The organism is Streptomyces saintjeani, from assembly GCF_055409605.1.
Genome location: NZ_CP189624.1, coordinates 1840110 through 1863517 on the forward strand (window position 1 = coordinate 1840110; position 23408 = coordinate 1863517).

General features: G+C 70.6%; 22 protein-coding genes. 10 read left to right on the plus strand and 12 right to left on the minus strand.

The genetic code is table 11. The features are described 5' to 3' along the window. The first annotated feature begins 95 nt into the window (after window positions 1-95). The 3 genes from ACQCO7_RS08175 (at window position 96) to ACQCO7_RS08185 (ending at window position 3436) form a co-directional block, all read left to right on the plus strand. Entirely contained in the window at window positions 96-1478 is a 1383-nt protein-coding gene (locus ACQCO7_RS08175) for a ferredoxin reductase family protein (RefSeq protein WP_010350232.1), read from the plus strand. Between the two features lie 64 nt (window positions 1479-1542). Next, complete coding sequence (locus tag ACQCO7_RS08180) at window positions 1543-2649, plus strand: FMN-binding protein (protein WP_464071182.1); 1107 nt, start codon at window positions 1543-1545, stop codon at window positions 2647-2649. A gap of 49 nt (window positions 2650-2698) precedes the next feature. Further along, window positions 2699-3436: an FAD:protein FMN transferase gene (locus tag ACQCO7_RS08185; protein ID WP_464071183.1), complete on the plus strand. Its 738-nt coding sequence runs from the start codon at window positions 2699-2701 to the stop codon at window positions 3434-3436. Between the two features lie 42 nt (window positions 3437-3478). On the opposite strand, the gene ACQCO7_RS08190 is transcribed toward ACQCO7_RS08185, so the two are convergent. The 6 genes from ACQCO7_RS08190 to ACQCO7_RS08215 form a co-directional block, all read right to left on the minus strand. After that, window positions 3479-4003 (minus strand): arginine repressor, encoded by a 525-nt coding sequence (locus ACQCO7_RS08190; protein ID WP_010350234.1) that lies wholly within the window; start codon window positions 4001-4003, stop codon window positions 3479-3481. A 17-nt stretch (window positions 4004-4020) separates the two neighbouring features. Then, window positions 4021-5205 (minus strand): acetylornithine transaminase, encoded by a 1185-nt coding sequence (locus ACQCO7_RS08195; protein WP_464071184.1) that lies wholly within the window; start codon window positions 5203-5205, stop codon window positions 4021-4023. Beyond that, window positions 5202-6134 carry an acetylglutamate kinase gene (gene argB / locus ACQCO7_RS08200; protein WP_464071185.1) on the minus strand — a complete coding sequence of 311 codons (933 nt, stop codon included), beginning with the start codon at window positions 6132-6134 and terminating at the stop codon, window positions 5202-5204. The genes ACQCO7_RS08195 and argB overlap by 4 nt, the downstream gene beginning before the upstream one ends. Beyond that, entirely contained in the window at window positions 6131-7282 is a 1152-nt protein-coding gene (argJ, locus tag ACQCO7_RS08205) for a bifunctional glutamate N-acetyltransferase/amino-acid acetyltransferase ArgJ (RefSeq protein ID WP_464071186.1), read from the minus strand. Before argJ ends, argB begins: the two co-directional genes overlap by 4 nt. After that, window positions 7279-8307 (minus strand): N-acetyl-gamma-glutamyl-phosphate reductase, encoded by a 1029-nt coding sequence (gene argC / locus ACQCO7_RS08210; RefSeq protein WP_464071187.1) that lies wholly within the window; start codon window positions 8305-8307, stop codon window positions 7279-7281. The genes argJ and argC overlap by 4 nt, the downstream gene beginning before the upstream one ends. A gap of 144 nt (window positions 8308-8451) precedes the next feature. Then, the gene (locus tag ACQCO7_RS08215) at window positions 8452-11244 is read right to left on the minus strand and encodes a YfhO family protein (RefSeq protein ID WP_464071188.1); all 2793 of its coding nucleotides are present in this window, start codon (window positions 11242-11244) and stop codon (window positions 8452-8454) included. Window positions 11245-11518: 274 nt separating this feature from the next. On the opposite strand from ACQCO7_RS08215, the gene ACQCO7_RS08220 reads away from it, so the two are divergent. Together ACQCO7_RS08220 and ACQCO7_RS08225 are read left to right on the plus strand one after the other, a co-directional pair. After that, complete coding sequence (locus ACQCO7_RS08220; protein WP_464071189.1) at window positions 11519-11893, plus strand: VOC family protein; 375 nt, start codon at window positions 11519-11521, stop codon at window positions 11891-11893. Between the two features lie 27 nt (window positions 11894-11920). Further along, window positions 11921-12553 (plus strand): hypothetical protein, encoded by a 633-nt coding sequence (locus ACQCO7_RS08225; protein ID WP_464071190.1) that lies wholly within the window; start codon window positions 11921-11923, stop codon window positions 12551-12553. Between the two features lie 109 nt (window positions 12554-12662). Here ACQCO7_RS08225 and ACQCO7_RS08230 read toward each other — a convergent pair whose 3' ends face one another. Beyond that, entirely contained in the window at window positions 12663-13244 is a 582-nt protein-coding gene (locus ACQCO7_RS08230; protein ID WP_464071191.1) for an ABATE domain-containing protein, read from the minus strand. Between the two features lie 90 nt (window positions 13245-13334). Between ACQCO7_RS08230 and ACQCO7_RS08235 the strand changes: the two genes are divergently transcribed. Continuing rightward, entirely contained in the window at window positions 13335-14567 is a 1233-nt protein-coding gene (locus ACQCO7_RS08235; RefSeq protein ID WP_464071192.1) for a cysteine desulfurase, read from the plus strand. Between the two features lie 64 nt (window positions 14568-14631). Beyond that, on the plus strand, window positions 14632-15063 hold the full coding sequence (locus ACQCO7_RS08240) for a carboxymuconolactone decarboxylase family protein (protein ID WP_464071193.1): 432 nt from the start codon (window positions 14632-14634) through the stop codon (window positions 15061-15063). Here ACQCO7_RS08240 and ACQCO7_RS08245 read toward each other — a convergent pair. Further along, on the minus strand, window positions 15050-17524 hold the full coding sequence (locus ACQCO7_RS08245; protein WP_464071194.1) for an alpha-L-arabinofuranosidase C-terminal domain-containing protein: 2475 nt from the start codon (window positions 17522-17524) through the stop codon (window positions 15050-15052). The genes ACQCO7_RS08240 and ACQCO7_RS08245 overlap by 14 nt on opposite strands. Before the next feature lie 126 nt (window positions 17525-17650). Between ACQCO7_RS08245 and ACQCO7_RS08250 the strand changes: the two genes are divergently transcribed. Then, the gene (locus ACQCO7_RS08250) at window positions 17651-18094 is read left to right on the plus strand and encodes a DUF6314 family protein (protein WP_464071195.1); all 444 of its coding nucleotides are present in this window, start codon (window positions 17651-17653) and stop codon (window positions 18092-18094) included. Between the two features lie 2 nt (window positions 18095-18096). Here ACQCO7_RS08250 and ACQCO7_RS08255 read toward each other — a convergent pair whose 3' ends face one another. Both ACQCO7_RS08255 and ACQCO7_RS08260 read right to left on the minus strand, forming a co-directional pair. Further along, window positions 18097-18534, minus strand: coding sequence for a GNAT family N-acetyltransferase (locus tag ACQCO7_RS08255; RefSeq protein WP_464071196.1), 438 nt, complete (start codon window positions 18532-18534; stop codon window positions 18097-18099). Between the two features lie 55 nt (window positions 18535-18589). Next, complete coding sequence (locus ACQCO7_RS08260) at window positions 18590-19810, minus strand: glycoside hydrolase family 10-like protein (protein WP_464071197.1); 1221 nt, start codon at window positions 19808-19810, stop codon at window positions 18590-18592. A gap of 131 nt (window positions 19811-19941) precedes the next feature. On the opposite strand from ACQCO7_RS08260, the gene ACQCO7_RS08265 reads away from it, so the two are divergent. Next, on the plus strand, window positions 19942-20802 hold the full coding sequence (locus ACQCO7_RS08265) for a 3-hydroxybutyryl-CoA dehydrogenase (protein WP_464071198.1): 861 nt from the start codon (window positions 19942-19944) through the stop codon (window positions 20800-20802). 204 nt (window positions 20803-21006) lie between these two features. Then, window positions 21007-21273, plus strand: a complete 267-nt coding sequence (locus tag ACQCO7_RS08270) for a hypothetical protein (protein ID WP_464071199.1) — start codon at window positions 21007-21009, stop codon at window positions 21271-21273. An 8-nt stretch (window positions 21274-21281) separates the two neighbouring features. On the opposite strand, the gene ACQCO7_RS08275 is transcribed toward ACQCO7_RS08270, so the two are convergent. Both ACQCO7_RS08275 and ACQCO7_RS08280 read right to left on the minus strand, forming a co-directional pair. Continuing rightward, complete coding sequence (locus ACQCO7_RS08275) at window positions 21282-21812, minus strand: NUDIX hydrolase (protein WP_464071200.1); 531 nt, start codon at window positions 21810-21812, stop codon at window positions 21282-21284. 189 nt (window positions 21813-22001) lie between these two features. Continuing rightward, the gene (locus ACQCO7_RS08280) at window positions 22002-23342 is read right to left on the minus strand and encodes a transcriptional regulator (protein ID WP_464071201.1); all 1341 of its coding nucleotides are present in this window, start codon (window positions 23340-23342) and stop codon (window positions 22002-22004) included. Between the last annotated feature and the right edge of the window lie 66 nt (window positions 23343-23408).

Here is a 23408-nt window from a genome sequence, read left to right on the forward strand (position 1 = left end):
CGTAGAAATCTCGGAGCCGATATCCGCCACCGGCTGAACACTCTCCGCCTCCGCCGCGTATCTGTGGGCCAAGGGTCAAGTCCCACGGAGGAACCGTGACCACCACGATCGCAGGCGGACGCGCCGCCCGCCGCCAGACGATGCGCCGCATCCGCCCGCGCCGGTCCCCGGCAGTCCCTCTGCTGCTCGCCGTGTGGGCGGGTGCGGTGGGTGTGCTGTGGCTGTGGTGGGACAACACGCCGAACGTCGCGAACACCGACAGCATGATTCTCAACGCGGGCCGTATCACCGGCCTGTTGGCGGGATATCTGATGGCGCTGGTCGTGTTGCAGATGGCGCGGGTCCCCGTGCTGGAGCGGTGGGTCGGCTCCGACCGGGTCGCGCGGTGGCACGCGATGAGCGGCCGGTACACGCTGTGTCTGACGTTCGCGCACGTGTTCCTGATCGTGTGGGGCTACGCGCTCCAGGCGGGCAAGACGCTCGGCGACTTCGTCCAGCAGACGCTGGACCTCGTCAACCAGCTGCCGGACATGGGCAAAGCGGCGATCGGCACCGGCCTGCTGGTCCTGATCGGCGTGGTCTCGGTGGGCGGCGTGCGCAAGCGGATGCCGTACGACACCTGGTACCACATCCACCTGATGACGTACGCGGCCGTGTTCCTGACGTTCTGGCACCAGCTCACCACGGGCAACGAGTTCGTCGTCAACTCGACGGCGAAGACGGTCTGGTACGGCCTGTACGGCACGGTCACCGCGCTGGTGGTCTGGTACCGGGTGCTGACGCCGATCCGGCTGAACCTGCGCCACCGCATGTACGTCGAGGCGGTCGTCGAGGAGGCACCGGGCGTCGTGTCCGTGCTGATCGGCGGGCGCAAGCTGCACCGGATGGGCGCCGAGGCGGGCCAGTTCTTCCGCTGGCGGTTCCTCTCCCCCGGCATGCGGTTCAGCTCCCACCCGTACTCCCTGTCCGCCGCGCCGCGACCCGGCATGCTGCGGATCACGGTGAAGGCGAACGGCGACCACAGCTCGGCCCTGCGCGGTCTCACGCCCGGTACGAAGGTGTGGGCCGAGGGCCCGTACGGCGCGATGACCGCGTCGCGCCGCAGCCGGGGCAAGGTGCTGCTGGTGGCCGGCGGGGTCGGCATCACCCCGATGCGCGCCCTGTTCGAGACGCTGCCCGGCGCCCCCGGTGACCTGACCCTGCTCTACCGCGCCAACAGCACCCAGGACCTCGCCCTGTGGGACGAGCTGGCGAAGATCGCCGACGAGCGCGGTGCCCGCCTCATGTACGCCGTGAACAGCCCCGACGGCGAGCGTCCCGACATCTCCGCCGAGTCCCTGGAGCGGAAGATCCCGGACATCGCCGAGCACGACGTCTTCATGTGCGGTCCGGGCGGGTTCGCGCAGTCGGTGTACGAGTCGCTGCGCGGCGCCGGAGTTCCGGCCCGCCGTATCCATCACGAGTCGTTCGAGATGTAGCACCGGCGCTCCCTCGGCGCCCCCAGACCTCTCCTTCCACGGATATTCAGGAGCCCAGAAACACATGAGGAAGAGCCACCCGCTTCGGCGTGTCGTGCTGGCCAGTGCGGCCACCGTGTCCGGGATCGTGCTGCTGCTGACGCTCAAGCCGTCCTCCGACCCCGGTTCGTCCGCGCAGGCGTCCGGTGCGGGCGCGCGGGGGCAGGAGGCGGCCCAGGGCGGCGCCGGCGCGCCCGTCACGGGCACGGTCACCGGGGACGCCATCCAGACGCAGTACGGCAACGTCCAGGTCAAGCTGACGATCGACAGCAACCGGATCACCAAGGCGGAGGCCGTCCAGGCGCCGTCCGGCGGCCAGAGCACGCAGAAGACCGCGGACGCGGTGCCCAAGCTCAACGCGGCCGTCGTCGCCAAGCAGTCGCCGGACATCGACACGGTGTCGGGGGCGACGTACACGTCCGAGGGCTACAAGAAGTCGTTGCAGTCGGCCATCGACAAGGCCAACTCGGGTGGTGCGCAGGGCGGTTCCGGGAAGGGCGGCGGTCAGGCGCAGGCGTCCGGCTCGTTCACCGGTGACGTCGCGCAGACGCAGTACGGCGACGTCCAGGTGCGGATCACCGTCGCGGGCGGGAAGATCACCAAGTCCGAGGCCGTCAAGGCGCCCACGGGCGGGACGAGTACGCAGAAGACCGAGCAGTCCGTTCCCAAGCTGAACTCCGAGGTCCTGGCGAAGCAGTCGGCGGACGTCGACACGGTGTCGGGGGCGACCTCCACGTCGGAGGGGTACAAGAAGTCCCTCCAGTCGGCGATCGACAAGGCCAACGCCGGTTCAGCGCAGGGGGGTTCGCAGCAGGGCCAGCAGCAGGACCAGGGGGCGGGCGGCGGTCAGGCGCAGGCGTCCAAGACGTTCACCGGCGACGCCGCGCAGACGCAGTACGGGGACGTCCAGGTCCGCGTGACCGTCGCCGGGGGCAAGGTCACCAAGGCCGAGGCCGTCAAGGCGCCCTCCGGCGGGACCAGCACGCAGAAGACCGAGCAGTCCGTCCCGAAGCTCAACTCCGAGGCGGTCGCCAAGCAGAGCGCGGACATCGACACGGTGTCGGGAGCGACGTACACGTCCGAGGGCTACAAGAAGTCCCTCCAGTCCGCCCTCGACCAGGCCGGAGTCTGACCCGGTGACCCCCGAAGCTCCCGCCGCGGTACGTCACGTGGAAGAAGTCATGGGGACTGTCTTCTCCTTCGACGTCCGCGGCGGGGACCCCGTCCGGATCGGCGCGGCGCTGGCGGAGGCGGTGGCGTCCCTGCACCGTGTGGACGAGGTCTTCAGCACGTACCGCGAGGACAGCGAGATCTCCCGGCTGGCGCGGGGCGAGCTGACCGTCTCCGACTGCTCCCCCGAGGTCGCCGAGATCCTCGAACTGGGCACGGAGGCCGAGGAGTTGAGCGGCGGCTGGTTCAGCATGCGCTACGAGGGCCGGCTGGACCCGACGGGGATCGTGAAGGGCTGGTCCACGGAACGGGCGGCCCGCATGGTCGCGGCGGCGGGAGCGACGGGGGTAAGTGTCAACGGGGGTGGAGACGTACAGCTGTTGGGGGTACCGGGTTCTGAACGCCCGTGGCGGGTAGGGGTGTCGGACCCGTTGCGCCCGGGAGGTCTGGCGGCGGTGGTATCAGCGGCGGGCGCACCGGAGTTGGCGGTGGCAACGTCGGGCACGGCTGAACGGGGCGCGCACATCGTGGACCCCAGAACGGGCCACTCGGCGGTAACGGACCTGGTGGCGGTGACAGTTGTGGCCCCCACCCTCACCTGGGCGGACTGCTGGGCGACAGCGGCATTCGCGATGGGTTCGAGGGAGGCGTTGGCATGGCTGGAGGACCTGCCGGACGTGGAGGCTCTACTGATCACGGCGGGGGACGAGGTCAGATGCACCGGTGGCTTGGCATCGCGCCTGGGCTGAGGTCCGACCACCCGCAGCCGGCCAACCGCAGCTCCTCTCACGTCAGTTGCCGTTCTGAGCCAACCGCAGCAGATGATCCGCGAGTGCCTGCCCCCCACTGGGCTCCCGGCTGATCAACAGCAATGTGTCGTCCCCGGCGATGGTCCCCAGAATGTCGTGCAACTCGGCCTGGTCGATGGCGGACGCCAGGAACTGGGCCGCCCCCGGCGGCGTACGCAGCACCACCAGATTCGCGGAAGCCTCCGCGGAGATCAGCAACTCGGAGGAGAGCCGCCGCATCCGCTCCTCCTTCGCGGACTCCCCGAGGGGAGCGCGAGGCGTACGGAAACCGCCCTCGCTGGGCACGGCGTAGATCAAGTCCCCGTCCGTATTGCGGATCTTGACCGCGTTCAGCTCGTCGAGGTCACGCGACAGCGTCGCCTGCGTGACACTCAGCCCGTCGTCGGACAGCAGCTTCGCCAGTTGGCTCTGCGACCGCACCGGTTCACGGTTGAGGATGTCCACGATCCTGCGATGACGCGCGGTGCGCGTCTGGGGAACGGCCGGCCCAGCGGCAGCGTCACTCATCGTCGTCTCACTCCGGCTCAGTCCCCGTTCACGGCATCGAGGATGCCGGGCAGCGCCCGGAGGAACGCGGCCACCTCGTCGTCGCCGAGATTCAGCGGCGGCATGAGCCGTACGACGTCGGCGGCGGGCGCGTTCACCAGGATCCCGGCCTCCTGGGCCGCCTGCTGCACCTGCGCGGCGTACGGCCCGGTGAGCACGATACCCAGGAGAAGGCCCGCGCCCCGGACATAATCGATCATCGGATGCCCGAGGCCGTCGATCCCGTCCCGCAACTTCTCGCTCTGCGCCTTGACGTTCTCCAGCAACCCCTCGTTCTCGATGGTGTCGAGGACGGCGATCCCGGCGGCGCAGGCGACGGGGTTGCCGCCGAAGGTGGTCCCGTGCTGACCGGGTCCCAGGAACTCGGCGGCGCGCCCGAAGGCGACGGTCGCACCGAGCGGCAGCCCGCCCCCGAGCCCCTTGGCCAGCGTGACCACATCGGGCAGGACGCCTTCGTGCGCCTGGTACTCGAACCAGTGCCCGGTACGCCCGATCCCGGTCTGCACCTCGTCGAGAACGAGCAGCGCGCCCGTCGCGGCGGTGATGGCGCGCGCGGCCTTGAGGTACCCGGCGGGCGGTACGACGACGCCGTTCTCGCCCTGCACGGGTTCGATGATGACGAGCGCGGTCCGGTCGGTGACGGCGGCGGCGAGGGCCTGCGCGTCGCCGTACGGGACGTGCGTGACGTCACCCGGCAGCGGGTGGAACCCGTCCTGCTTGCCGGGCTGTCCGGTGAGCGCGAGGGCGCCCATGGTCCGCCCGTGGAAGCCGCCGGTCGTGGCGACCATGTGCGTACGGCCGGTGAGGCGCCCGATCTTGAACGCGCCCTCGTTGGCCTCGGCGCCGGAGTTGCAGAAGAACACCTTGCCGTCGCGCCCGAACCGGGCGAGGAGCCGTTCGGCGAGGGCGACGGGCGGTTCGGCGACGAAGAGGTTGGAGACGTGGCCGAGGGACGCGATCTGCGTGCTGACGGCCTCGACGATCGCGGGGTGCGCGTGGCCGAGCGCGTTGACGGCGATGCCGCCGACGAGGTCGAGGTACTCGTTGCCGTCGGCGTCCCACAGCTTGGCGCCGGCGCCGCGCACGAGCGGGAGGCGGGGGGTGCCGTAGTTGTTCATGAGCGCGCCCTGCCAGCGGGCGGTCAGCTCCTGGTTGCCGGTCATACCGTGGCCCCCTCCTGCTCGTCGTTCTGGTCGTCGTCCTGCCCATCGGGGACGACCATCGTGCCGATCCCGTCGTTCGTGAAGATCTCCAGCAGGATGGAGTGCTGGACGCGGCCGTCGATGACGCGCGCGGTCTGCACGCCGCCGCGCACCGCGTGCAGGCAGCCCTCCATCTTGGGGACCATGCCGGCGCTCAACTCCGGGAGCAGCTTCTCCAGTTGGGAAGCGGTGAGGCGGCTGATCACCTCGTCGGAGTTCGGCCAGTCCTCGTAGAGTCCCTCGACGTCCGTGAGGACCATGAGGGTCTCGGCTCCCAGTGCCGCAGCGAGTGCCGCAGCAGCCGTATCAGCATTGACGTTGTAGACATGTCCGTCGTCCTGGCTGCGCGCGATCGACGAGACGACCGGGATCCGGCCGTCCGCGAGGAGCGCTTCGATGGCGCCGGTGTCGATCGCGGTGATCTCGCCGACGCGTCCGATGTCGACCAACTCGCCGTCGATCTCCGGCAGATGCTTGGTCGCGGTGATGGTGTGGGCGTCCTCGCCGGTCAATCCGACGGCGAGCGGCCCGTGTTGGTTGAGGAGGCCGACCAGCTCGCGCTGGACCTGCCCGGCGAGGACCATCCGTACGACGTCCATGGCCTCGTCGGTGGTGACGCGCAGGCCGGCCTTGAACTCGCTGACGATGCCGTGTTTCTCGAAGGCGGCGTTGATCTGCGGGCCGCCGCCGTGCACGACGACCGGCTTGAGTCCGGCGCGGTGCAGGAAGACGACGTCCTGGGCGAACGCGGCCTTCAGCGCCTCGTCGACCATGGCGTTGCCGCCGAACTTGATGACGACGGTCTTGCCGTTGTGCCGGGTGAGCCAGGGCAGCGCCTCGATGAGGATCTGCGCCTTCGGGAGGGCCTTGTGCTTGCGGGTTTCACTCATGACGAGTACGCGCTGTTCTCGTGGACGTAGTCGGCGGTGAGGTCGTTGGTCCAGATGGTCGCGGTCTCGGTGCCGGCGGAGAGGTCGGCGACGATGTGGACCTCGCGGTAGCGCATGTCGACCTTGTCGCGGTCCTCGCCGACGCCGCCGTTCTCGCAGACCCAGACGCCGTTGATGGCGACGTTCAACTCGTCGGCCTCGAAGGCGGCCCCCGTGGTGCCGATGGCGGACAGGACGCGGCCCCAGTTGGGGTCCTCGCCGTGGATGGCGCACTTGAGGAGGTTGTTGCGGGCGATGGACCGGCCGACCTCGACGGCGTCGTCCTCGGTCGCCGCGTTGATCACCTCGATCTTGATGTCCTTGCTGGCGCCCTCGGCGTCCCGGATGAGCTGCTGCCCGAGGTCGTCGCAGACCTGGCGGACGGCTTCCGCGAACTCGGCGTACTCCGGCACGACTTCGGAGGCGCCGGAGGCGAGCAGGAGGACGGTGTCGTTGGTCGACATGCAGCCGTCGGAGTCGACGCGGTCGAAGGTGGTCCGCGTCGCGTCGCGAAGTGCCTTGTCCAGCAGGTCGCTCGGGAGGTCGGCGTCGGTGGTGACGACGACCAGCATGGTGGCGAGGCCCGGCGCGAGCATCCCCGCGCCCTTGGCCATGCCGCCGACGGTCCAGCCGTCCTTGGTGACGACGGACGTCTTGTGGACGGTGTCGGTGGTCTTGATGGCGATGGCGGCCTTCTCACCGCCGTGCTCGGACAGTTGGGCGGCAGCCGCTTCAACTCCCGGCAGCAGCTTGTCCATCGGGAGCAGGACACCGATAAGTCCCGTGGAGCAGACGGCCACTTCGCCCGCGCCGACGTTCAGCACCTCGGCGACCTTCTCGGCGGTCGCGTGCGTGTCCTGGAACCCCTTCGGGCCCGTACACGCGTTGGCGCCCCCGGAGTTGAGGACGACGGCCGCCAACTGGCCGGTCTTGAGGACCTGTTCGGACCACAGCACCGGCGCGGCCTTCACGCGGTTGGAGGTGAAGACACCGGCGGCGGCCCGGCGCGGCCCGGTGTTGACCACGAGGGCCAGGTCCGGGTTGCCGCTCTCCTTGATCCCGGCGGTGATGCCCGCCGCCGTGAATCCCTTTGCTGCCGTCACGCTCACGGTGCGACTCCGATCGTGGAAAGACCCAGCTCCTCGGGGAGACCGAGGGCGATGTTCATGCTCTGTACGGCACCGCCGGCGGTGCCCTTGGTGAGGTTGTCGATGGCGCTGATCGCGATGATCCGGCCCACGGCCTCGTCGAGGGCGACCTGGATCTGTACGGCGTTGGAACCCTGGACGGACGCCGTCGCGGGCCACTGCCCCTCGGGCAGCAGGTGGACGAACGGCTCGTCGGCGAGGGCCTTCTCGTACGCGGCGCGGACGGTCTCGGCGGTGACTCCCGGCTTGGCCTGTGCGCTGCACGTGGCGAGGATGCCCCGGGACATCGGCGCGAGGGTCGGCGTGAACGAGACGGTGACCGGCTCCCCCGCCGCCGCGCTGAGGTTCTGGATCATCTCGGGGGTGTGGCGGTGGCCGCCGCCGACGCCGTACGGGGACATGGAGCCCATGACCTCGCTGCCGAGGAGGCTGGCCTTGGGCGCCTTGCCCGCGCCGGAGGTGCCGGAGGCGGCGACGATGACCGCCTGGCTCTCGGCGAGGCCGGCCGCGTACGCCGGGAAGAGGGCGAGGGAGACGGCTGTGGGGTAGCAACCGGGGACCGCGATGCGCTTGGACCCCTCCAGCGCGGCGCGGCCACCCGGAAGTTCGGGGAGGCCGTAGGGCCAGGTGCCGGCGTGCGGGGAGCCGTAGAACCGCTCCCAGTCGTCGGCGTCCTTCAGCCGGAAGTCGGCGCCCATGTCGACGACCAGGACGTCCGGGCCGAGCTGCTCGGCGACGGCGGCGGACTGGCCGTGCGGCAGCGCGAGGAAGACGATGTCGTGCCCGGCGAGCGACTCGGGCGTGGTCTCCGCGAGGACCCGGTCGGCCAGCGGCAGCAGGTGCGGCTGGAGTCCACCGAGGCGCTGGCCCGCGTTGGAGTTCCCGGTCAGCGTGCCGATCTCGACCTCGGGGTGCGCGAGGAGCAGGCGCAGCACCTCACCGCCCGCGTACCCGCTCGCTCCGGCGACTGCCGCACGTACCACCATGGACTCCTCCTCCTGAATGGCATGACTATACGTCTCGCTGCACGTTTATGCAATCGATTGCATACGTCGACGCACGGCGGCCGGGGGAAGTCCTCCCCCCGGCCCGGAGCGGGAAAACCGTGGCGTACCTCTCGTGGGTGGGGCTCAGGACGTCATGACCAGGTCCTCGCGGGGTTCGGCGTGCGCCTGTGTGCGCCGTCGCCCGCCGAGCGCGGTCCACGCCGCGAGCAGCAGCGTCCCGGCCAGCGCAACGCCCCCGACACCGAGTCCCAGCCGTAGGCCCGGTGTGTGGAACGTACAGGTCAGGGCGGACGAGGTGGGGTTCAGGGGAGCCGCGATCAGGCCGTGGAAGTCCTGCGCCGGTACGGCCGGGGCGTCGCCGATCGCGCAGCGCCAGCCCGCGATGCGGGGGGCCGCGACCACCGCGAGACCCCGGCTTCCCGGCGGGAGTTCGGCGCGGATCGTGCCGTCGTCGACGGTCACCTTCGTCGCGCCGGTCGCCCGGAGGCGGTCCGCCGCGGCGCGCAGTTTGCCCGTGTCGAGGCAGCCGATCGAGCCCTGGCCCGGCATACGGCTCGCCCGGTTCGGGGCGAGGGTGACGCGGACCTCGCCCGAGGCCGGGACCTGGCCCAGTCTCGCCATCGCCGCGATCTTCTTGCGCAGGTCCGAGCGGGACCTGCCGGTGAGGTCGCCGCCCGCCAGGCGGGCGGTGCCCGCGTAGCGCGGCGCGTAGAGGTACGCCTCGCTGCCCGCCGGGCACCGCGCGGTGAGGCTCGTGCCGCGCAGGGTGACCCTCGGCACCGTATAGACCGTCGTCCCCAGCAGCAGCTCCTGGTTGCGGTACGGCGACGTACCGAACTGCGGCCGTACCGTCTTCGGCCGTACCGTCACCAGCGGCGGTACGTCCTGCCTGGTCACCGTCTCGCCGGTGCCGTCCTGCGGGAACCAGTCCTGGTGCGGGTCCGGCGGGGAGTGCACGCGCGCGCCGACGGAGAAGACCGTGTCCGTGACGGCGTTGTCGAGGCTCTGGAGACTGCGCCCGCCGGAGGTCCAGCCGTCGCCGAGGGCGGTGAGGGTGCGGTACAGCACGTCGGACGTGTGGCTGCTGTAGTACTGGGCGCCCTGTCCGCCGACCATCAACGGGTCGTTCCCGACGGTCTGTTCACGACCGGGGTCGGTGCGGTAAGCGGGCCAGCCGTCCGCCGACTCAACGGCCTCGGCCTGCGCGGTCTGGCGGGCGCCCCAGGGGGCGTAGTTGTCGAAGTGGGCGAGCCGGAGACGGGTGGTGACGGCGGAGGTACCGGCGGCTTCGCCGAGCTGGAGGGTGAGGAGAAGGGCAACGGCGAGGGTGGCGGGGAGGGGGCGGCGGAATCTCCTACGGGGCTTCAGTGCGGGCGCGACGGCTGCGCCGGGCACCACGGCTCCGCCGGACACCTCGGGCACGGCGAGCGCTGCGGCCCCCGGGCGGGCGGCGGGTTCGGTGCGGGCGGCAGCCCCGGCGCGGGCGGCGGATTCGTTACGAGCCGCAGCCCCGGCACAGGCAGCAGCTTCGGTGCGGGCAGCGGATTCGTTACGGGCGGCAGCCCCGGCACAGGCGGCAGCTTCGGTGTGATCATCCGCTTTGCGGTCGGCCGCGTCTCCTCCCCCGGCCGCACCCTCTCCCCCGCCCGCAGCCCTCCCCAGCAGCCACAACCCCGCCAGTACCCCCGCCGCCACCACCCCCGCGATCGGCAGCACGAACGGGCGGACCAGGTGGCTTCCGCTTGCCAGTGTCCCCATCGCCGCGAGGGTCCCGCCCGCGATCCCCAGCGCCCGTACCCCCGGCACCCCGTACGACAGCCCGTACCAGGCCGCCAGTACCAGGAACCCGCACAGGACGAACGCCTCCCGGTACCCCGAGCCCTGCGGTGTCGTGAAGCCGTGCCAGGCCAGCTGCGTCGGTTCCCACTGCATCGACGCGAACATGAGGGCGATCAGGCCGGACCAGGCCCACCGCACCCGGGACGGCACCGCGCGGTGGAACGGCAGGGCGAGCGCGAGCAGCAGCGCGGTCGTACCGACGTACAGGCTCGGCGTGGCGAAGCCGTACGTCGTCGGCATCAGGCGGGCGAGGACGTCCTCCGTGCCGGAGGGGACGAAGCCGCTGAAGTGGCCCGGCGAGGCGTGCTCGCTGCCGAAGTAGACGACGGTGACCAGGGGCGCGGCGAGGCCGATACCGAGGGCGCCGGTGAGGGCGGCGCGGCCCAGCGTGGCGAGGGTCTCGCGGCGCGGCGGGGCGAGGAGGACGAGCCGTACGGCCAGGACCAGGGCGGCGCCGAGCGTCGCCATGTACGCCGTGTAGAAGTTGGCGGTCCACGCGAGCGCCACGACCAGGACCCCCACGACGTACCGGCGCCCGGCGAGCAGCCACTCCCCCACCATGCACAGCACCGGCAGCGCGATCAGCCCGTCGAGCCACATGAGGTTGTACGACGCGTCGGCGAGGCTCCACCCGCACAGCGCGTACGAGACGCCGAGGAGGACGGCGGCCCAGCGCGGTCCGGGCCGCAGCGTGAGGAGGAGCCAGGTCATGGCCGCCGCCGCGCTCGCCGTCTTCAGCGCGGTGATGACGTACACCGCGAGGTCGATCTCGTCGCGCGGGAACACGCCGACGAGGAGCGCGAAGGGGCTGCTGACGTACGTCGCGAAGTCGGGCAGGAAGCTCGCGCCGAAGCCGGACTGCCAGTTCATGACCAGGCCGCCGTCGGCGCGCCCGTGCAGGAGGTCCCAGAGGTGCGCGTGGTACGGCAGGTACTGGTTGCCGAGGTCGTTGACGTTGCGCGTGCGCGGGCCGAACGGGAAGCTGCGGGCGATCGCGTCGGCCGCGCAGAAGACGGCGAGCGTGAGGAGCGCGGCGAGTCCTGCGGCGGTGCGGCGGGTACGGGTGGTCGTTTCCACGCAGGCTCAGAGTCGGGCGGGGGTGCGGGGGTTGCCGGGGTTCCGGAAGGTTCACCGGGTTGTCGACGGCTGTTCCCCTCGATTGCGGGTTGTCGGCCGCCGTCGCCCTTGGCTAGGGTCACTCCCATGAACACCGGACCGGCGCGCAGGCGCCACGCACGGATCGGCTACCCGGTGGCCGACTGATCCTCGGGCGGGGTCGAGCCCCGCCGCACGCTCGGAGACGACGACGCGTTCCGCGGTTTCCGTTCCGAGCCAAGAGGTCGACCACTACATGCCAGCTTCCTTCAATCACACGATCATCGCGTCCAAGGACCGCCAGGAGTCCTCCCGGTTCTTCCGCGAACTCCTCGAAGTCGACGAGGCCCCGTCCTGGGGTCCCTTCGCGAACATCCTGCTCGCCGACGGCACGCTGCTCCAGTTCGCGGAGCCGCCGGTCGAGATCCAGATGCAGCACTACGCGTTCCTCGTGGACGACGAGCTGTTCGACCGTGCCTATCAGCGGCTGTGCGAGGCCGGTGTCACGCACTGGGCCGACCCGCAGATGACCCGCCCCGGTGAGACGAACACCGAGCACGACGGCCGTGGCGTGTACTTCAAGGACCCGTCGGGCCACGCGATCGAGCTGCTCACGAGGCCGTACCTGTAACCCGTCCGACCTGCGAGGATGACCGGCGTGAAGATAGCGAACACGCCGGTCACCGGGCTCGGCCTCACCGGTTTCACCGAGGTCGGGTCCGGCCTGTGGCAGGACGGGGCGGGGCTGCTCCTGTCCGTGCACTTCTTTCCTCTCGTCCCCGATCTCCCGGCTCCCCTGAGCGACCCCGCACGTCTGCGTGCCGGTGCCGCGCAGGGGGTAGCCGGGAGCGGGGGCGGGCTCGTCGAGGCCGAGTTCGGGGCGGTCGACGGGGTGCCGGCGGTGTGGCAGCTCGTGAAGATGCCGCTGGGGTCGCGGCCGGGTCAGGCGTTCCTGGCGTCGTGGACCGTGCCGAGGGACCGGTGCAGCGTCGTGGTCAAGGCGCAGGCCGCCGAGGGGCCGGTGACCGGGATGCGGGAGGCCATGCTCCTGGCGGAGCTGGGGCCCGAGGAGTACTTCCGGCCGCATCCGTACGGGGCTCAGGGCGGACTCCCGTACCACGTGGGCGACTTGGAGCAGTGGGACGCGCGCTTCCCGGACCATCCGCTGACGCGGGTACGGGCGACGCTGCGCCGGGTGACGCCTACGGTGACGCTGCACGAGGAGTTCAAGGGGTTGCCGGGGTTCGGGGAGGAGCGCAGGCGGAGGTGGTTCCGGCGCCGAGGCGTCTAGGACCGGCCGGCAGCTGGAGGGCGGCGTCGCGGGGCTGGGCACGCACCTTCTCCCGCCCTCCAGCTGCCGGTCGGTCCAAGCCCTGTTTTCCTTCGGCTTCCCCTCCTCTTCAGGCCCCTCGTTCCTTCTTCGCCGCGTACGCCCGCGCCGCCCTGACCCGGTTGCCGCACTTCGTCGTGCACCAGCGGCGCGCCCCGTGGGAGCGCAGGAACCAGCGGGCGCAGCCCTGTGCCGCGCACTCCGTGAGCTGGTCCGCGTCGGGGCCGGTGAGGAGGTCGACGGTGTCCTCGGCGAGGAGGGCGAGGGCGGCTGCGGCCGGGTTGCCGGTGTCGGGGTCGGTGGTGCGGCGGGGTCCTGCGGCGGGCCAGGTGAGGCGGGGCGTCGAAGGGGCGGCGGCGAGCGCGGAGTTGAGGGCGGCGAGGCCGGCCTCGGGGGGCGGTGTCCGCCTCGCGTACGCCGTGAACACGTCCCGGACCGCGTCCCGTACGCCGAGCAGCCTGCCGAACTGCCTCCCGTTCAGGGCGATATGGTCGGGCAGCAGGGCGTGCCGCACGAGCCACAGGTGCGCGGCGTCGGGGTCGGCGAGCAGGTCGACCGGTCCATGGGTGAGCGCGTACCGCGTGTTGACCAGGGCCAGCGACACGTACCGCTCCTCGCCGGGCACGGGCGTCTGATGCAGGTGGACAGGCACGGCTCTCATGCTAACCGGCAGGGTTCTCCGTGAGGAAGAGTTACCATCCTCACGGGGGACGAACTCCGAAACCGTGAGAGGTGGCCGACCGTGAGCTTCGACGTGGACGTGGTGCGCGAGGACTTCCCGATCCTGCGCCGGACCCTGGACTCGGGCGCCCCGCTGGTCTACCTGGACTCGGGCGCGACCACCCAGAAGCCGCTGCGGGTCCTGGACGCGGAACGGGAGTTCTACCTGACCCGCAACGCCGCCCCGCATCGCGGCGCGCACCAGCTCTCGGTGGAGGCGACGGAGGGGTACGAGGACGCGCGGCACACGGTCGCGGCGTTCATCGGCGCCGAGGACGACGAGATCGTGTTCACGAAGAACACCACCGAGGGCATCAACCTGGTCGCGTACGCGCTCGGCAACGCCGGCCGCCTCGGTCCGGGCGACCGGATCGTCGTCACGGAGATGGAGCACCACGCGAACCTGGTCCCCTGGCAGCAGCTCGCCCAGCGGACGGGCGCCACGCTGGACTGGTTCGGCCTCACGGACGACGGCCGCCTCGACCTGAGCCGCGTCGACGAACTCCTCGACGAGCGCACGAAGGTCCTCGCGCTGACCCATCAGTCGAACGTCCTCGGCACGATCAACCCGGTCCGTGAACTCGCCGACCGCGCGCATCGGTTCGGCACGCTGGTCGTCGTGGACGGCGCCCAGTCGGTCCCCCACCGCCCGGTCGACGTACGGGAGCTGGGCGCGGACTTCCTCGCCTTCTCGGGCCACAAGATGCTCGCGCCGAACGGCATCGGCGTCCTGTGGGGGCGCGGTCGACTCCTCGCGGAACTCCCGCCGTTCCTCACCGGCGGCTCGATGATCGAGATCGTCGAGATGGACCGCTCGACGTTCCTGCCGCCGCCGCAGCGCTTCGAGGCGGGTGTGCCGATGACGTCCCAGGCGGTCGCCCTCGCGGCGGCCATCGACTACCTCACGGCCCTGGACATGCGCGAAGTCGCCGCGCACGAGGACCGGTTGACGGCGTACGCGCTCCAGGAACTCCAGCGGGTCGACGGCGTACGGATCATCGGCCCCACCGACCTCGCCGACCGGGGCGCGACGCTCTCCTTCACCGTGGAGGGCGTCCACCCGCACGACGTCGGCCAGATCCTCGACGAGCGCGGCGTCGCCGTACGCGTCGGGCACCACTGCGCGCGGCCGATCGTGAAGCGGTACGGGATTCCGGCGACGACGCGGGCGAGCTTCTACGTGTACAACACGGCGGCGGAGGTCGACGCGCTGGTGGAGGGCGTGCGGGCGGCGCAGAAGTACTTCGGCGTCTGAGGAGATACCGGCACGGGGAAACGCGCTTGCGCTGGAGCGCGCTCCAACTCCTACCGTCTTTCCCATGACGAACTCCGAGACGGACAAGAACCCGAGCACCACCCGCGACGAGCGTTTCGCCCACGGCCTCGAAGTCCTGCGCGCGGTCGACGGCGAGGCCGGTCAGCGGGTCATCGACTCGCTGGCCGACATCAACCCCGAGCTGGGGCACCAGATCGTCGCCTGGGGCTTCGGCGAGATCTACTCCCGCCCCGAACTGGCGCCCCGCGACCGCCAGTTGGTGACGCTCGGGATGCTCACCGCGCTCGGCGGCTGCGAGCCCCAGCTGGAGGTGCACATCAACGCCGCCCTGAACGTCGGCCTCACGCCGACGCAGATCACGGAGGCGCTGATGCACGCGGCCGGGTACTGCGGTTTCCCGAAGGCCCTCAACGCGACGTTCGTCGCGAAGAAGGTCTTCACGGAGCGGGGGATCCTGCCGGCTACCTCTGCTTGATCCGCAGGAACGTCACCGAGTTCGCCGGGAAGGTGTACGTGAACTTCCTGGCGATCCCGTCGACCGTGGACGTCACGGGCGCGACCGGCGTGGCCGTCTCCGTGTTCACCGCGTCGGCGGCGGCGGCCAGCGTGACGGCCTTCGCGCGGGACGCGACCCGGGACGTGCCGAGGTCGATCGCCGTACGGGCCTCAGTGGCCTGCGCGTTGACGACCTTGACGATCAGCTCACCGGTCCTCGCGTCGCGCGTGACGACCTGGCGGAACGGCTCGGCCGGCTTGTCGTCGGTGAAGCTGCCCCACTCCTTGCCGTCGATGGACAGGGTGACCTGACGGCCCCGGACCTTGACGTCGACGTCGTAGGCGCGGCCGGTCTCGACGCTGCCCGCCTTCGAGATCAGCGTCGACTTGCCGCCGTCCACGGCCTGTTCGACTGCGGTCTGGGTGTTGTTCCAGCCGCCGATGTTGAACCAGTAGAAGTTCCCGGTGTCCTTGACGCCGAACGCGACCAGGAACCCTTCTTTCCCTGCCTTCTTGGTGGCCTTCACGTGCAGGTCGTAGTCGTGCCAGCTCGGGTCGCCCGCGCTGACCAGGGTGTTCTCGGCGGCCGTGTCCGTCTGGACGTAACTCCCGTCCTGGACGCTCCAGTTGCCGGCACCCGACGGGGTCCACTTCGAGGCGTCACCGGAGAAGTCGTCGCTCAGCAGGGTCGTGCCGTCGGCGCCGGTGACCTTGACGTCGTCGTAGGCGGCGCTCGTCGCCCACGTCGAGAGGCCGACCGCGCCCGTGATCGGGCCCTGGAGGGACGGGGTGCCGGTGGCCGTCGAGGGGACGACGCGGTCACCGACGTTGGTCATGAACAGTTTCTGGACCTCGTAGTTGGCGGAGTTCCAGGAGGCGTGGTTGTTGAACCAGATCAGGTCGGGGCGCCACTGGACGTAGTCCTCGTTCGCGAACAGCGGTGCGTACGAAGCGAGTTCGACGACGTCCGCGTTGCGCTCCAGGCCCGTCATGAACGCGGCTTCACTGAGGCCGTTCTTGAACGCGTTGCCCCAGGAGGCGTATTCGCCGAGGAAGACCTTCGGGCCGCCGCGGTCGTACGTGTCGTAGCGGTCGTTGTTCTGGAGGAACCACTGGGGGCTGTTGTAGTAGTGCTCGTCGACCATGTCGACCTTGGCGTCCCGGTTGAGCTGCCAGGCCGTGTCGAAGGTCGAACCCGAGTCGTCCGGGCCGGAGTTGGAGATCACCGTCATGTACGGGTACTTGGCCTCGATGGCCGCCCGGAACTGCTGGAAGCGGTCGAAGAACTCGACGGGGAGGTTCTCCTCGTTGCCGACCTCGATGTGCGTGAGGTGGAACGGCTTCGGGTGGCCCATCCGCGCGCGGAGCCCGCCCCACTGGGAGGTGACGGGTCCGTTCGCGAACTCGATGAGATCCAGGGTGTCCTGAATGTGCCGCTGGAGGAGCGCGGGGTCGTCGACGGCCTTGTTCTGGCCGCAGCCGGTCACCAGCGCCGGGACGACGGGCAGTGGCATCGCGCCGATGTCCTCGGAGAAGCGGAAGTACTCGTAGTAGCCGAGGCCGTAACTCTGGTTGTAGCCCCAGACGTTCGAGTTCGTCGCGCGGGTCTCGACCGGGCCGACCGTGTCCTTCCACTGGTACGAGCGGGCGCGCTGCCAGCCGGACTCCGCGCTGTAGTCCTGCATGGAACCGGTGTTGACCAGGCAGCCGCCGGGGAACCGCACGAAGCCCGGCTTCAGGGCGGCGACCTTCTCGGCCAGGTCCTTGCGCAGGCCGTTGGGTTCGCCCTTGTAGGTGTCGCGGGGGAACAGCGAGACCATGTCCAGCGCGGCGGCCCCGGTGGAGGCGACGGTCAGGCGGCCGGCGCTGCTCGTGCGGGTCGCCGTGAGCGTCACCTTGTACTGCCGCCAGCCGCCCGCCCGTACGGCGACCTGCCGCGCCGTCGCCAGGGTGCCGTCCGCGTCCTGGAGGGTGACCGTCAGCGCGGCGGCGGACTCCGCGCGCGCCCAGACCGAGAAGTCGTACTTCTTGCCCTGGTCGACATGGATCCCGGTGTTGTAGCCGGAGTTCGTGACCGCCGAACCGGCGGCCAGGGCGAGGTAGTTGCGGTTACGGTCGTTGAGGCGGCCCGCGTCGTCCACGACGTTCGCGGAGCCGGTGACCGTCCACGCCGTCAGCGGGGTGTACGAGCGGTTGTCGACCGTCGAGTACTCGAAGGAGCGGTTCTGGACGAGTTCGGCGTACAGGCCGCCGTCCGCGGCCCTGTTGATGTCCTCGAAGAACACGCCGTACATCGTGTCGTCGATCTTCGCGCCCTGCGCGGCGGGGTCGACGGTGATCGCGTAGTCGGTGGGGGCGGCGTGTGCGGTGGCCGGCAGTGCGGCCGTGGCCAGCAGGAGGGCGGTGGCGCCGAGACCTAGTCTCAGGCGGGTGCGTGACATGGGGGCTCCGCGGCTCGATGTTCGAAATGTCGGACAATGGTCAGCACTTCGAACGGCAAGATAAGGAGGGGGCGGGGAGGCGTCAATGAGTCGCGCGGTACCGAAAGTGTCGGAAGGCGGGGACGGGTGAGCGGGTGGTGGGCGGTTCCGGATGTTCTCGGCCATCTCGCGGGGACGTGGGCGGTCGAGCGGTCCGTACGGGACCTCGCGAGCGGGGACGCCGGTTCGTTCACCGGTACGACGGACTTCCGGCCCCTGGAGCCCGCCGGGTTGCTGCACCTGGAGTCCGGGACGTTCACCTGGCAGGGCGTCGCCCGGCCCGCCTCACGCACCCTGCGGTTCCTGCCGGGGGCGACGCCGGGCGCTGCCGACGTCCGCTTCTCCGACGGGCGGCCCTTCCACGGCCTCGACCTCACGACCGGCCACCATGTCGCCGAGCACCCCTGTTCCGCCGACCTCTACCGGGGCGAGTTCACGGTCGTGGACCCGGACCGCTGGCTGACGGTGTGGCGGGTGGGCGGCCCGGCGAAGGACCTTGTCCTCACGACGCGTTACACCCGCCTGCCCTGAACTCACCCGAAGTGCAAGGCCATCCACCGGTCCGGCCGCTCCAGCGCCGCGAACCCCAGCTTCTCGTACACGCCGTGCGCGTCGTGCGTCGCGAGCAGCATCCTGCGGATGCCGAACGCCGCCACGTGATCCCGGACTCCGGCCACGAACGAGGTCCCGATCCCCTTCCCCCGCACACTCGGATCGACGTACACGTCACACAGCCAGGCGAAGGTGGCCCGGTCGGTGACCACCCGCGCGTACGCCACCTGCTCCCTCGAACCCACCGCGTACACCCCGAAGTTGAGCGACCCGGCGATAGCCGCGTCCTGCTTCTCCCGCGCCCTCCCGAGCGCCCAGTACGCATCGGTGGACAGCCACTTGTGCACCCGCTCGGCGTCGATGCGGTCGGTGTCGTGCGAGAACTCGTATCCCTCGGCGAGGGGGAAGGTGTCGGTCATGGGAGGAGGGTCGCAGGTGGGGGCGGCCGGCGTCGAAGGGGTTTGCCGGACGGGCTCACCCCACGGCCGCCTTCTTGTAGTGGTCCTTCACCACCCGCGAGAACGCCCCGATCGGGTCCGCCTTCACCTCGCGCGCCGCGAAGTACACGTGCCCCCGCACCTCGGGCCGGGTGTCCGCGAGGGTGAGGTGCTTCGACAGTTCGGCCGGGTCCTGCCAGGGGGCGGCCTGCGCCGGGTCGCCCGCCTTGTACAGCGCCTCGCCGATGTAGAGGTCCGTACGGCTGCCCTTCGCGACCTCCGCCCACCACGGCACCAGCTTCGCGTAGTCCGCCGCCGCGAAGCCGATGTTCCAGTACACCTGGGGGACGATGTAGTCGATCCAGCCCTCGCGCACCCACTTGCGGGTGTCCGCGAAGTTGTCGTCGTAGGACTGGGCGGCGCGGGTGTCGGAGCCGAGGGGGTCGGTCGTCTTGTTGCGCCAGACACCGAAGGGGCTGACGCCGAAGCGGGTGGCGGGGCGGACGGCCTTGACGCGGGCGGCCATGTCGAGGACGAAGCGGTCGATGTTGGCGCGCCGCCAGGAGGCACGGTCGGGGAAGCCCTTGCCGTACGCCGCGTAGGCCGCGTCGTCGTCGAAGACCTGGCCCGCGACGGGGTACGGGTAGAAGTAGTCGTCGAAGTGGACGGCGTCCAGGGGATAGCGGCGGACCGCGTCGAGGATCGCCGTACGGACGAAGGCGCGGACCTTGGGCAGCCCGGGGTTGTAGTACATGCGCCCGCCGTACGTCACGACCCACTCGGGGTGGACGCGGGCGGGATGCGTGGGGACGAGCTTCGTGGGGTCCGTGTGGTTGGCGATCCGGAACGGGTTGAACCAGGCGTGGAGCTGGAGCCCGCGCGCATGGGCCGCCGCGACGGCCGTACCGAGCGGGTCCCAGCCGGGGTTCACGCCCTGCGTGCCGGTGAGGACGGCGGACCAGGGCTCGTACGGGGACGGCCAGAGCGCGTCGGCGGTGGGCCGCACCTGGAAGATCACGGTGTTGAGCCGGGACCGGACGGCGAGGTCGAGCCAGGAGACCAGCTCGGCACGCTGCTGGGCCGCGGTGAGGCCGGCCCTGGAGGGGAAGTCCCGGTTGGCGACAGTGGCGAGCCACATGCCCCGCATCTCACGCCGGGCAGCCCTCCCCGGCTCCCGCCCCGCCGCAGCCGCGTCGCTCCCTCCCGCCAGCACCGACAGCGCCGCCACCGCGAACGCCCGCCGAGTCAATCGCCCCATAGCAGAACCCCTTGGAAACTCGATGTGCGGATCGTCTCGGGGCACAGCATGCCCGACCCCGGCGATCGATCATCGATACTTGCTAGTAACGTGCACGTTCGGAGCAGGATCAGCACCGTGAGAGGAGCGATGTGACCGACATCGAACGCGTCGGAGTGGTCGGCTGCGGCCAGATGGGCGCCGGTATCGCCGAGGTCTGTGCCCGCGCCGGACTCGACGTGAAGGTCGCCGAGACGACCGGCGAGGCCCTGGAGTACGGCCGGACCCGGCTGCTCACGTCGCTGACGAAGGCCGCCGAACGCGGCAAGATCACCGAGGAGGAGCGGGACGCCACGCTCGCCCGCCTCAGCTTCACCACGGACCTCGGCGAGTTCGCCGACCGGGACCTCGTCATCGAGGCGGTCGTGGAGAACGAGCAGGTGAAGGCGGAGATCTTCCAGGTCCTGGACCAGGTCGTGACCCGCCCGGACGCGATCCTCGCCTCCAACACCTCGTCGATCCCGCTGGTGAAGCTCGCGGTCACGACGTCCCGCCCGGACCACGTGATCGGCATCCACTTCTTCAACCCGGCCCCGGTGCAGAAGCTCGTCGAGCTGATCCCGGCGCTGACCACCAGCGAGGGCACCCTCTCCCGCGCCCAGCACTTCGCCGAGAAGCTCCTCGGCAAGCACGCGATCCGCGCCCAGGACCGCTCCGGCTTCGTGGTGAACGCGCTGCTGATCCCCTACCTCCTGTCCGCGATCCGGATGTTCGAGACGGGCATCGCGAGCCGCGAGGACATCGACAACGGCATGGAACTGGGCTGCGCACACCCCATGGGCCCGCTGAAACTGTCGGACCTGATCGGCCTGGACACGGTCGCGTCGGTCGCTGCGTCGATGTACGACGAATACAAAGAACCCCTGTACGCCGCTCCCCCGCTGCTCCAGCGCATGGTGGACGCGGGCCGGCTGGGCCGGAAGTCCGGCGCGGGCTTCTACCCGTACGCCTGATCACGCACCGTCACCCGGAACGGGCCCGGCGCTCTTCGGAGCGCCGGGCCCGCGCCATTCACACACCGTGTGCGCGCCGGGCCCGCATATGCCCTCCGCACACTCTCCCGCCGCGCCCACCAGGGAGGTTCACTCTTCATGCGCATGCAAGGGATGGCGTTCCGTTACGGACCATCACGGATCATCGCGGAGAGGAGCGGAGAGGTGACCGGCGATCCGGAACATCCCACCAGGACGATGAAGGCTGAAGAACTCGCAGAGTTACGGCGCCGGCTCGACGTGGCATATGCCCGCGTCGAAGGCGGTCTCGCTCTGCTGACCCACCGTACCGAGGAGACCGCCAAGGAACTCGACGAACTGAACAGCCGGATCATCACCCTGGAACACCGCCGCTGGCCGCTTCCCTCACTGGCCGCGGTCACGTCCATCGGCGCTCTGGTGGCCACCCTCTGGGAGAGGATGGGGCGTTGAGCTGAGGATCACCCCAGCCTGAGGTGGTGCAGGAGCATCAGGGCGGCGGCCATGTTCGCGGCCGGGACCTCCCCACGGGCGACCATGTCGGGGACGAGCTTGAGCGGGACCCACTCCCTGCGGTCCGACTCGAAGTCGTCGACCGGGTGTCCGACGTACTCCCCCTCGTCCGCCCAGTAGATGTGGTGGCGGGCGTCGGTGAGTCCATTGGACGGCTCGACGGTCATCAGGTGGCGGAGGGGTCCCGGCCGCCAGCCGGTCTCCTCCTCCAGCTCCCGCGCCGCCGCGTCCGCGACGTCCTCGCCGTCCTCGACGACGCCGGCCGCGAGTTCCCACCCCCAGCTGTCCGTGATGAAGCGGTGCCGCCACAGCAGCAGCACCTCGTTCGCGTCGTTGACCACCGTCGCGACCGCGACCGGCCGCAGCCGGATGAGGAAGTGGTCCAGGTGCCGCCCGTCGGGCAGTTCGACGTCCGCGAGATTGACGCTGAACCACCGGTTCACGTACACAACCTGTTCGTTTTTTTTCGTCCACTGCACGGTTCTGCCACCTTCCGTCGGGTAAGGGGCAATATCGCAGCAGGGGATGTGCGGCGGAGAGGTACGGAGGTGGAAGCGGGAGCACACGGGGGGCGGATCGGGGGTGAACCGGGGGGCGCCTTCCCGGACGCGGACAGGGGTCAGTGGTGCGGCTTCCCCGTACGCCGCAGATCAGTCGTACGGGTCTCCCTACAGCGGCACCCGCAGCGCCCCGTCGATCAGCTCGGCCGCCTCGGCCGTACCGGCGCCGCCGCTGCGGGCCAGGTGTTCGCGGACCTCGCGCAGCCGGTCGCGCAGCCGCTGGGACTCCATCCCCCGCGCCTGCTCGGCCATTTCGACGGCCGTGACGACCGCTTTGTCCGCGTTGCCCTGCCGCAGCTCGATCGTGCTGAGCATCGCCAGCCGGTGGACGCGGCCCCGGTCGTGCGCCGGGGTGTCGACGGCAGCGGCGGCGTGCTCGGCGGCGGCCGTGATGTCGCCGAGGCTCAACAGGGCTTCGGCGACCTGGACGTTGACCAGGCCCGGCTGGACATAGCCCGTCTCGTCGGGTTCGTGGCCGCGCCGGATGCGGTCGGCCGCTGTCTCCGCGCGCCGGATGCAGGAGATCGCGCTCGTCCCGTCACCGAGGTGCGCGTACGCCTTCGCCTGCATCGCGTACAGGTCGGAGGCCAGCGCGGGGGTGATGTGCTTGCCGGCCGTCCGCAACGCCGCTTCCGCGAACGCGACCGCCTGCCGGAACTCCCGCATGAACAGGGCCTGGTTGACGAGCAGCACGATCACGTACGCGCCGAGTCCCCGGTCGCCGCTGGCCTTTGCCAGGCGCAGCGCCTGGTGGAAGTAGCGCTGCGCGAGGCCGTGCGCGTCCGAGTCGTACGCGCAGATACCGGCGATCGCCACCAACCCGCCTGTCGCGCGGTGCAGTTGGCGGCCCGTCGCGTCCGTGTAGCCGCCCCTCAGCAACGGGGCCGCCTCCGCGTTCAGGAACCCGACGATCCGCGCGCGCGTCGCCACGCCGCCCGCCTTGCGGTACATCTGCTCGTAGTGGGCGCGGGCCGCCCTCAGCATCTCGATGTCCCCGGCGGTGACGCGGTGGCGTCCGCCGCGGCTCACGTCCACGTCCTCCGGCGGGTTCTCCCACTCCCACACCGGCATCACCGCGGGGGTTCCGGTGACCGCCGGGGCGCCGAGGATGTGCGGGCGCTGCTGTTCGTCCGAACGCCACAAGGCCGTTGCGCGCTCCACGAAGCCGGAGAGCGTGCCCGAGTGGGGGGCGCCGGGTTCGCCCGGGACACCGAGCCCTATGTCGTCCAGCGTCACCGGGCGGTGCAGGCGCGCCGCCAGCACCTCGCAGATCAGGTCCGGGACCTGGCCTCTCGGGCGCTGGCCCTTCAACCAGCGGGCCACGGCGGTGTGTTCGTACCGGAGGGCGAGTCCTCGTCTGCGGCCCACCTCGTTGACGTGAGCGGCGAGGCCCGCGTGGGAGATGCCGGCTTCGTCGAGGATGGCGTCGAGGAGGGTGTTGGGCTGCATGCTGGCCCCCGTTGTGGCTCGGTGGGTCCAGCGTAGTGGGGGTGGGTTCACACGGGGTGTGAAGGG

Bases quoted from the DNA above. Each gene is read 5' to 3' on its own strand.
- ACQCO7_RS08185 (WP_464071183.1), top strand. From the start codon at position 2,699: ATGGGGACTGTCTTCTCCTTCGACGTCCGCGGCGGGGACCCCGTCCGG.
- ACQCO7_RS08195 (WP_464071184.1), bottom strand. From the start codon at position 5,205: ATGACCGGCAACCAGGAGCTGACCGCCCGCTGGCAGGGCGCGCTCATG.
- ACQCO7_RS08240 (WP_464071193.1), top strand. From the start codon at position 14,632: ATGACGAACTCCGAGACGGACAAGAACCCGAGCACCACCCGCGACGAG.
- ACQCO7_RS08245 (WP_464071194.1), bottom strand. From the start codon at position 17,524: ATGTCACGCACCCGCCTGAGACTAGGTCTCGGCGCCACCGCCCTCCTG.
- ACQCO7_RS08220 (WP_464071189.1), top strand. From the start codon at position 11,519: ATGCCAGCTTCCTTCAATCACACGATCATCGCGTCCAAGGACCGCCAG.
- ACQCO7_RS08260 (WP_464071197.1), bottom strand. From the start codon at position 19,810: ATGGGGCGATTGACTCGGCGGGCGTTCGCGGTGGCGGCGCTGTCGGTG.
- ACQCO7_RS08190 (WP_010350234.1), bottom strand. From the start codon at position 4,003: ATGAGTGACGCTGCCGCTGGGCCGGCCGTTCCCCAGACGCGCACCGCG.
- argB (WP_464071185.1), bottom strand. From the start codon at position 6,134: ATGAGTGAAACCCGCAAGCACAAGGCCCTCCCGAAGGCGCAGATCCTC.
- argC (WP_464071187.1), bottom strand. From the start codon at position 8,307: ATGGTGGTACGTGCGGCAGTCGCCGGAGCGAGCGGGTACGCGGGCGGT.
- ACQCO7_RS08280 (WP_464071201.1), bottom strand. From the start codon at position 23,342: ATGCAGCCCAACACCCTCCTCGACGCCATCCTCGACGAAGCCGGCATC.
- ACQCO7_RS08255 (WP_464071196.1), bottom strand. From the start codon at position 18,534: ATGACCGACACCTTCCCCCTCGCCGAGGGATACGAGTTCTCGCACGAC.
- ACQCO7_RS08180 (WP_464071182.1), top strand. From the start codon at position 1,543: ATGAGGAAGAGCCACCCGCTTCGGCGTGTCGTGCTGGCCAGTGCGGCC.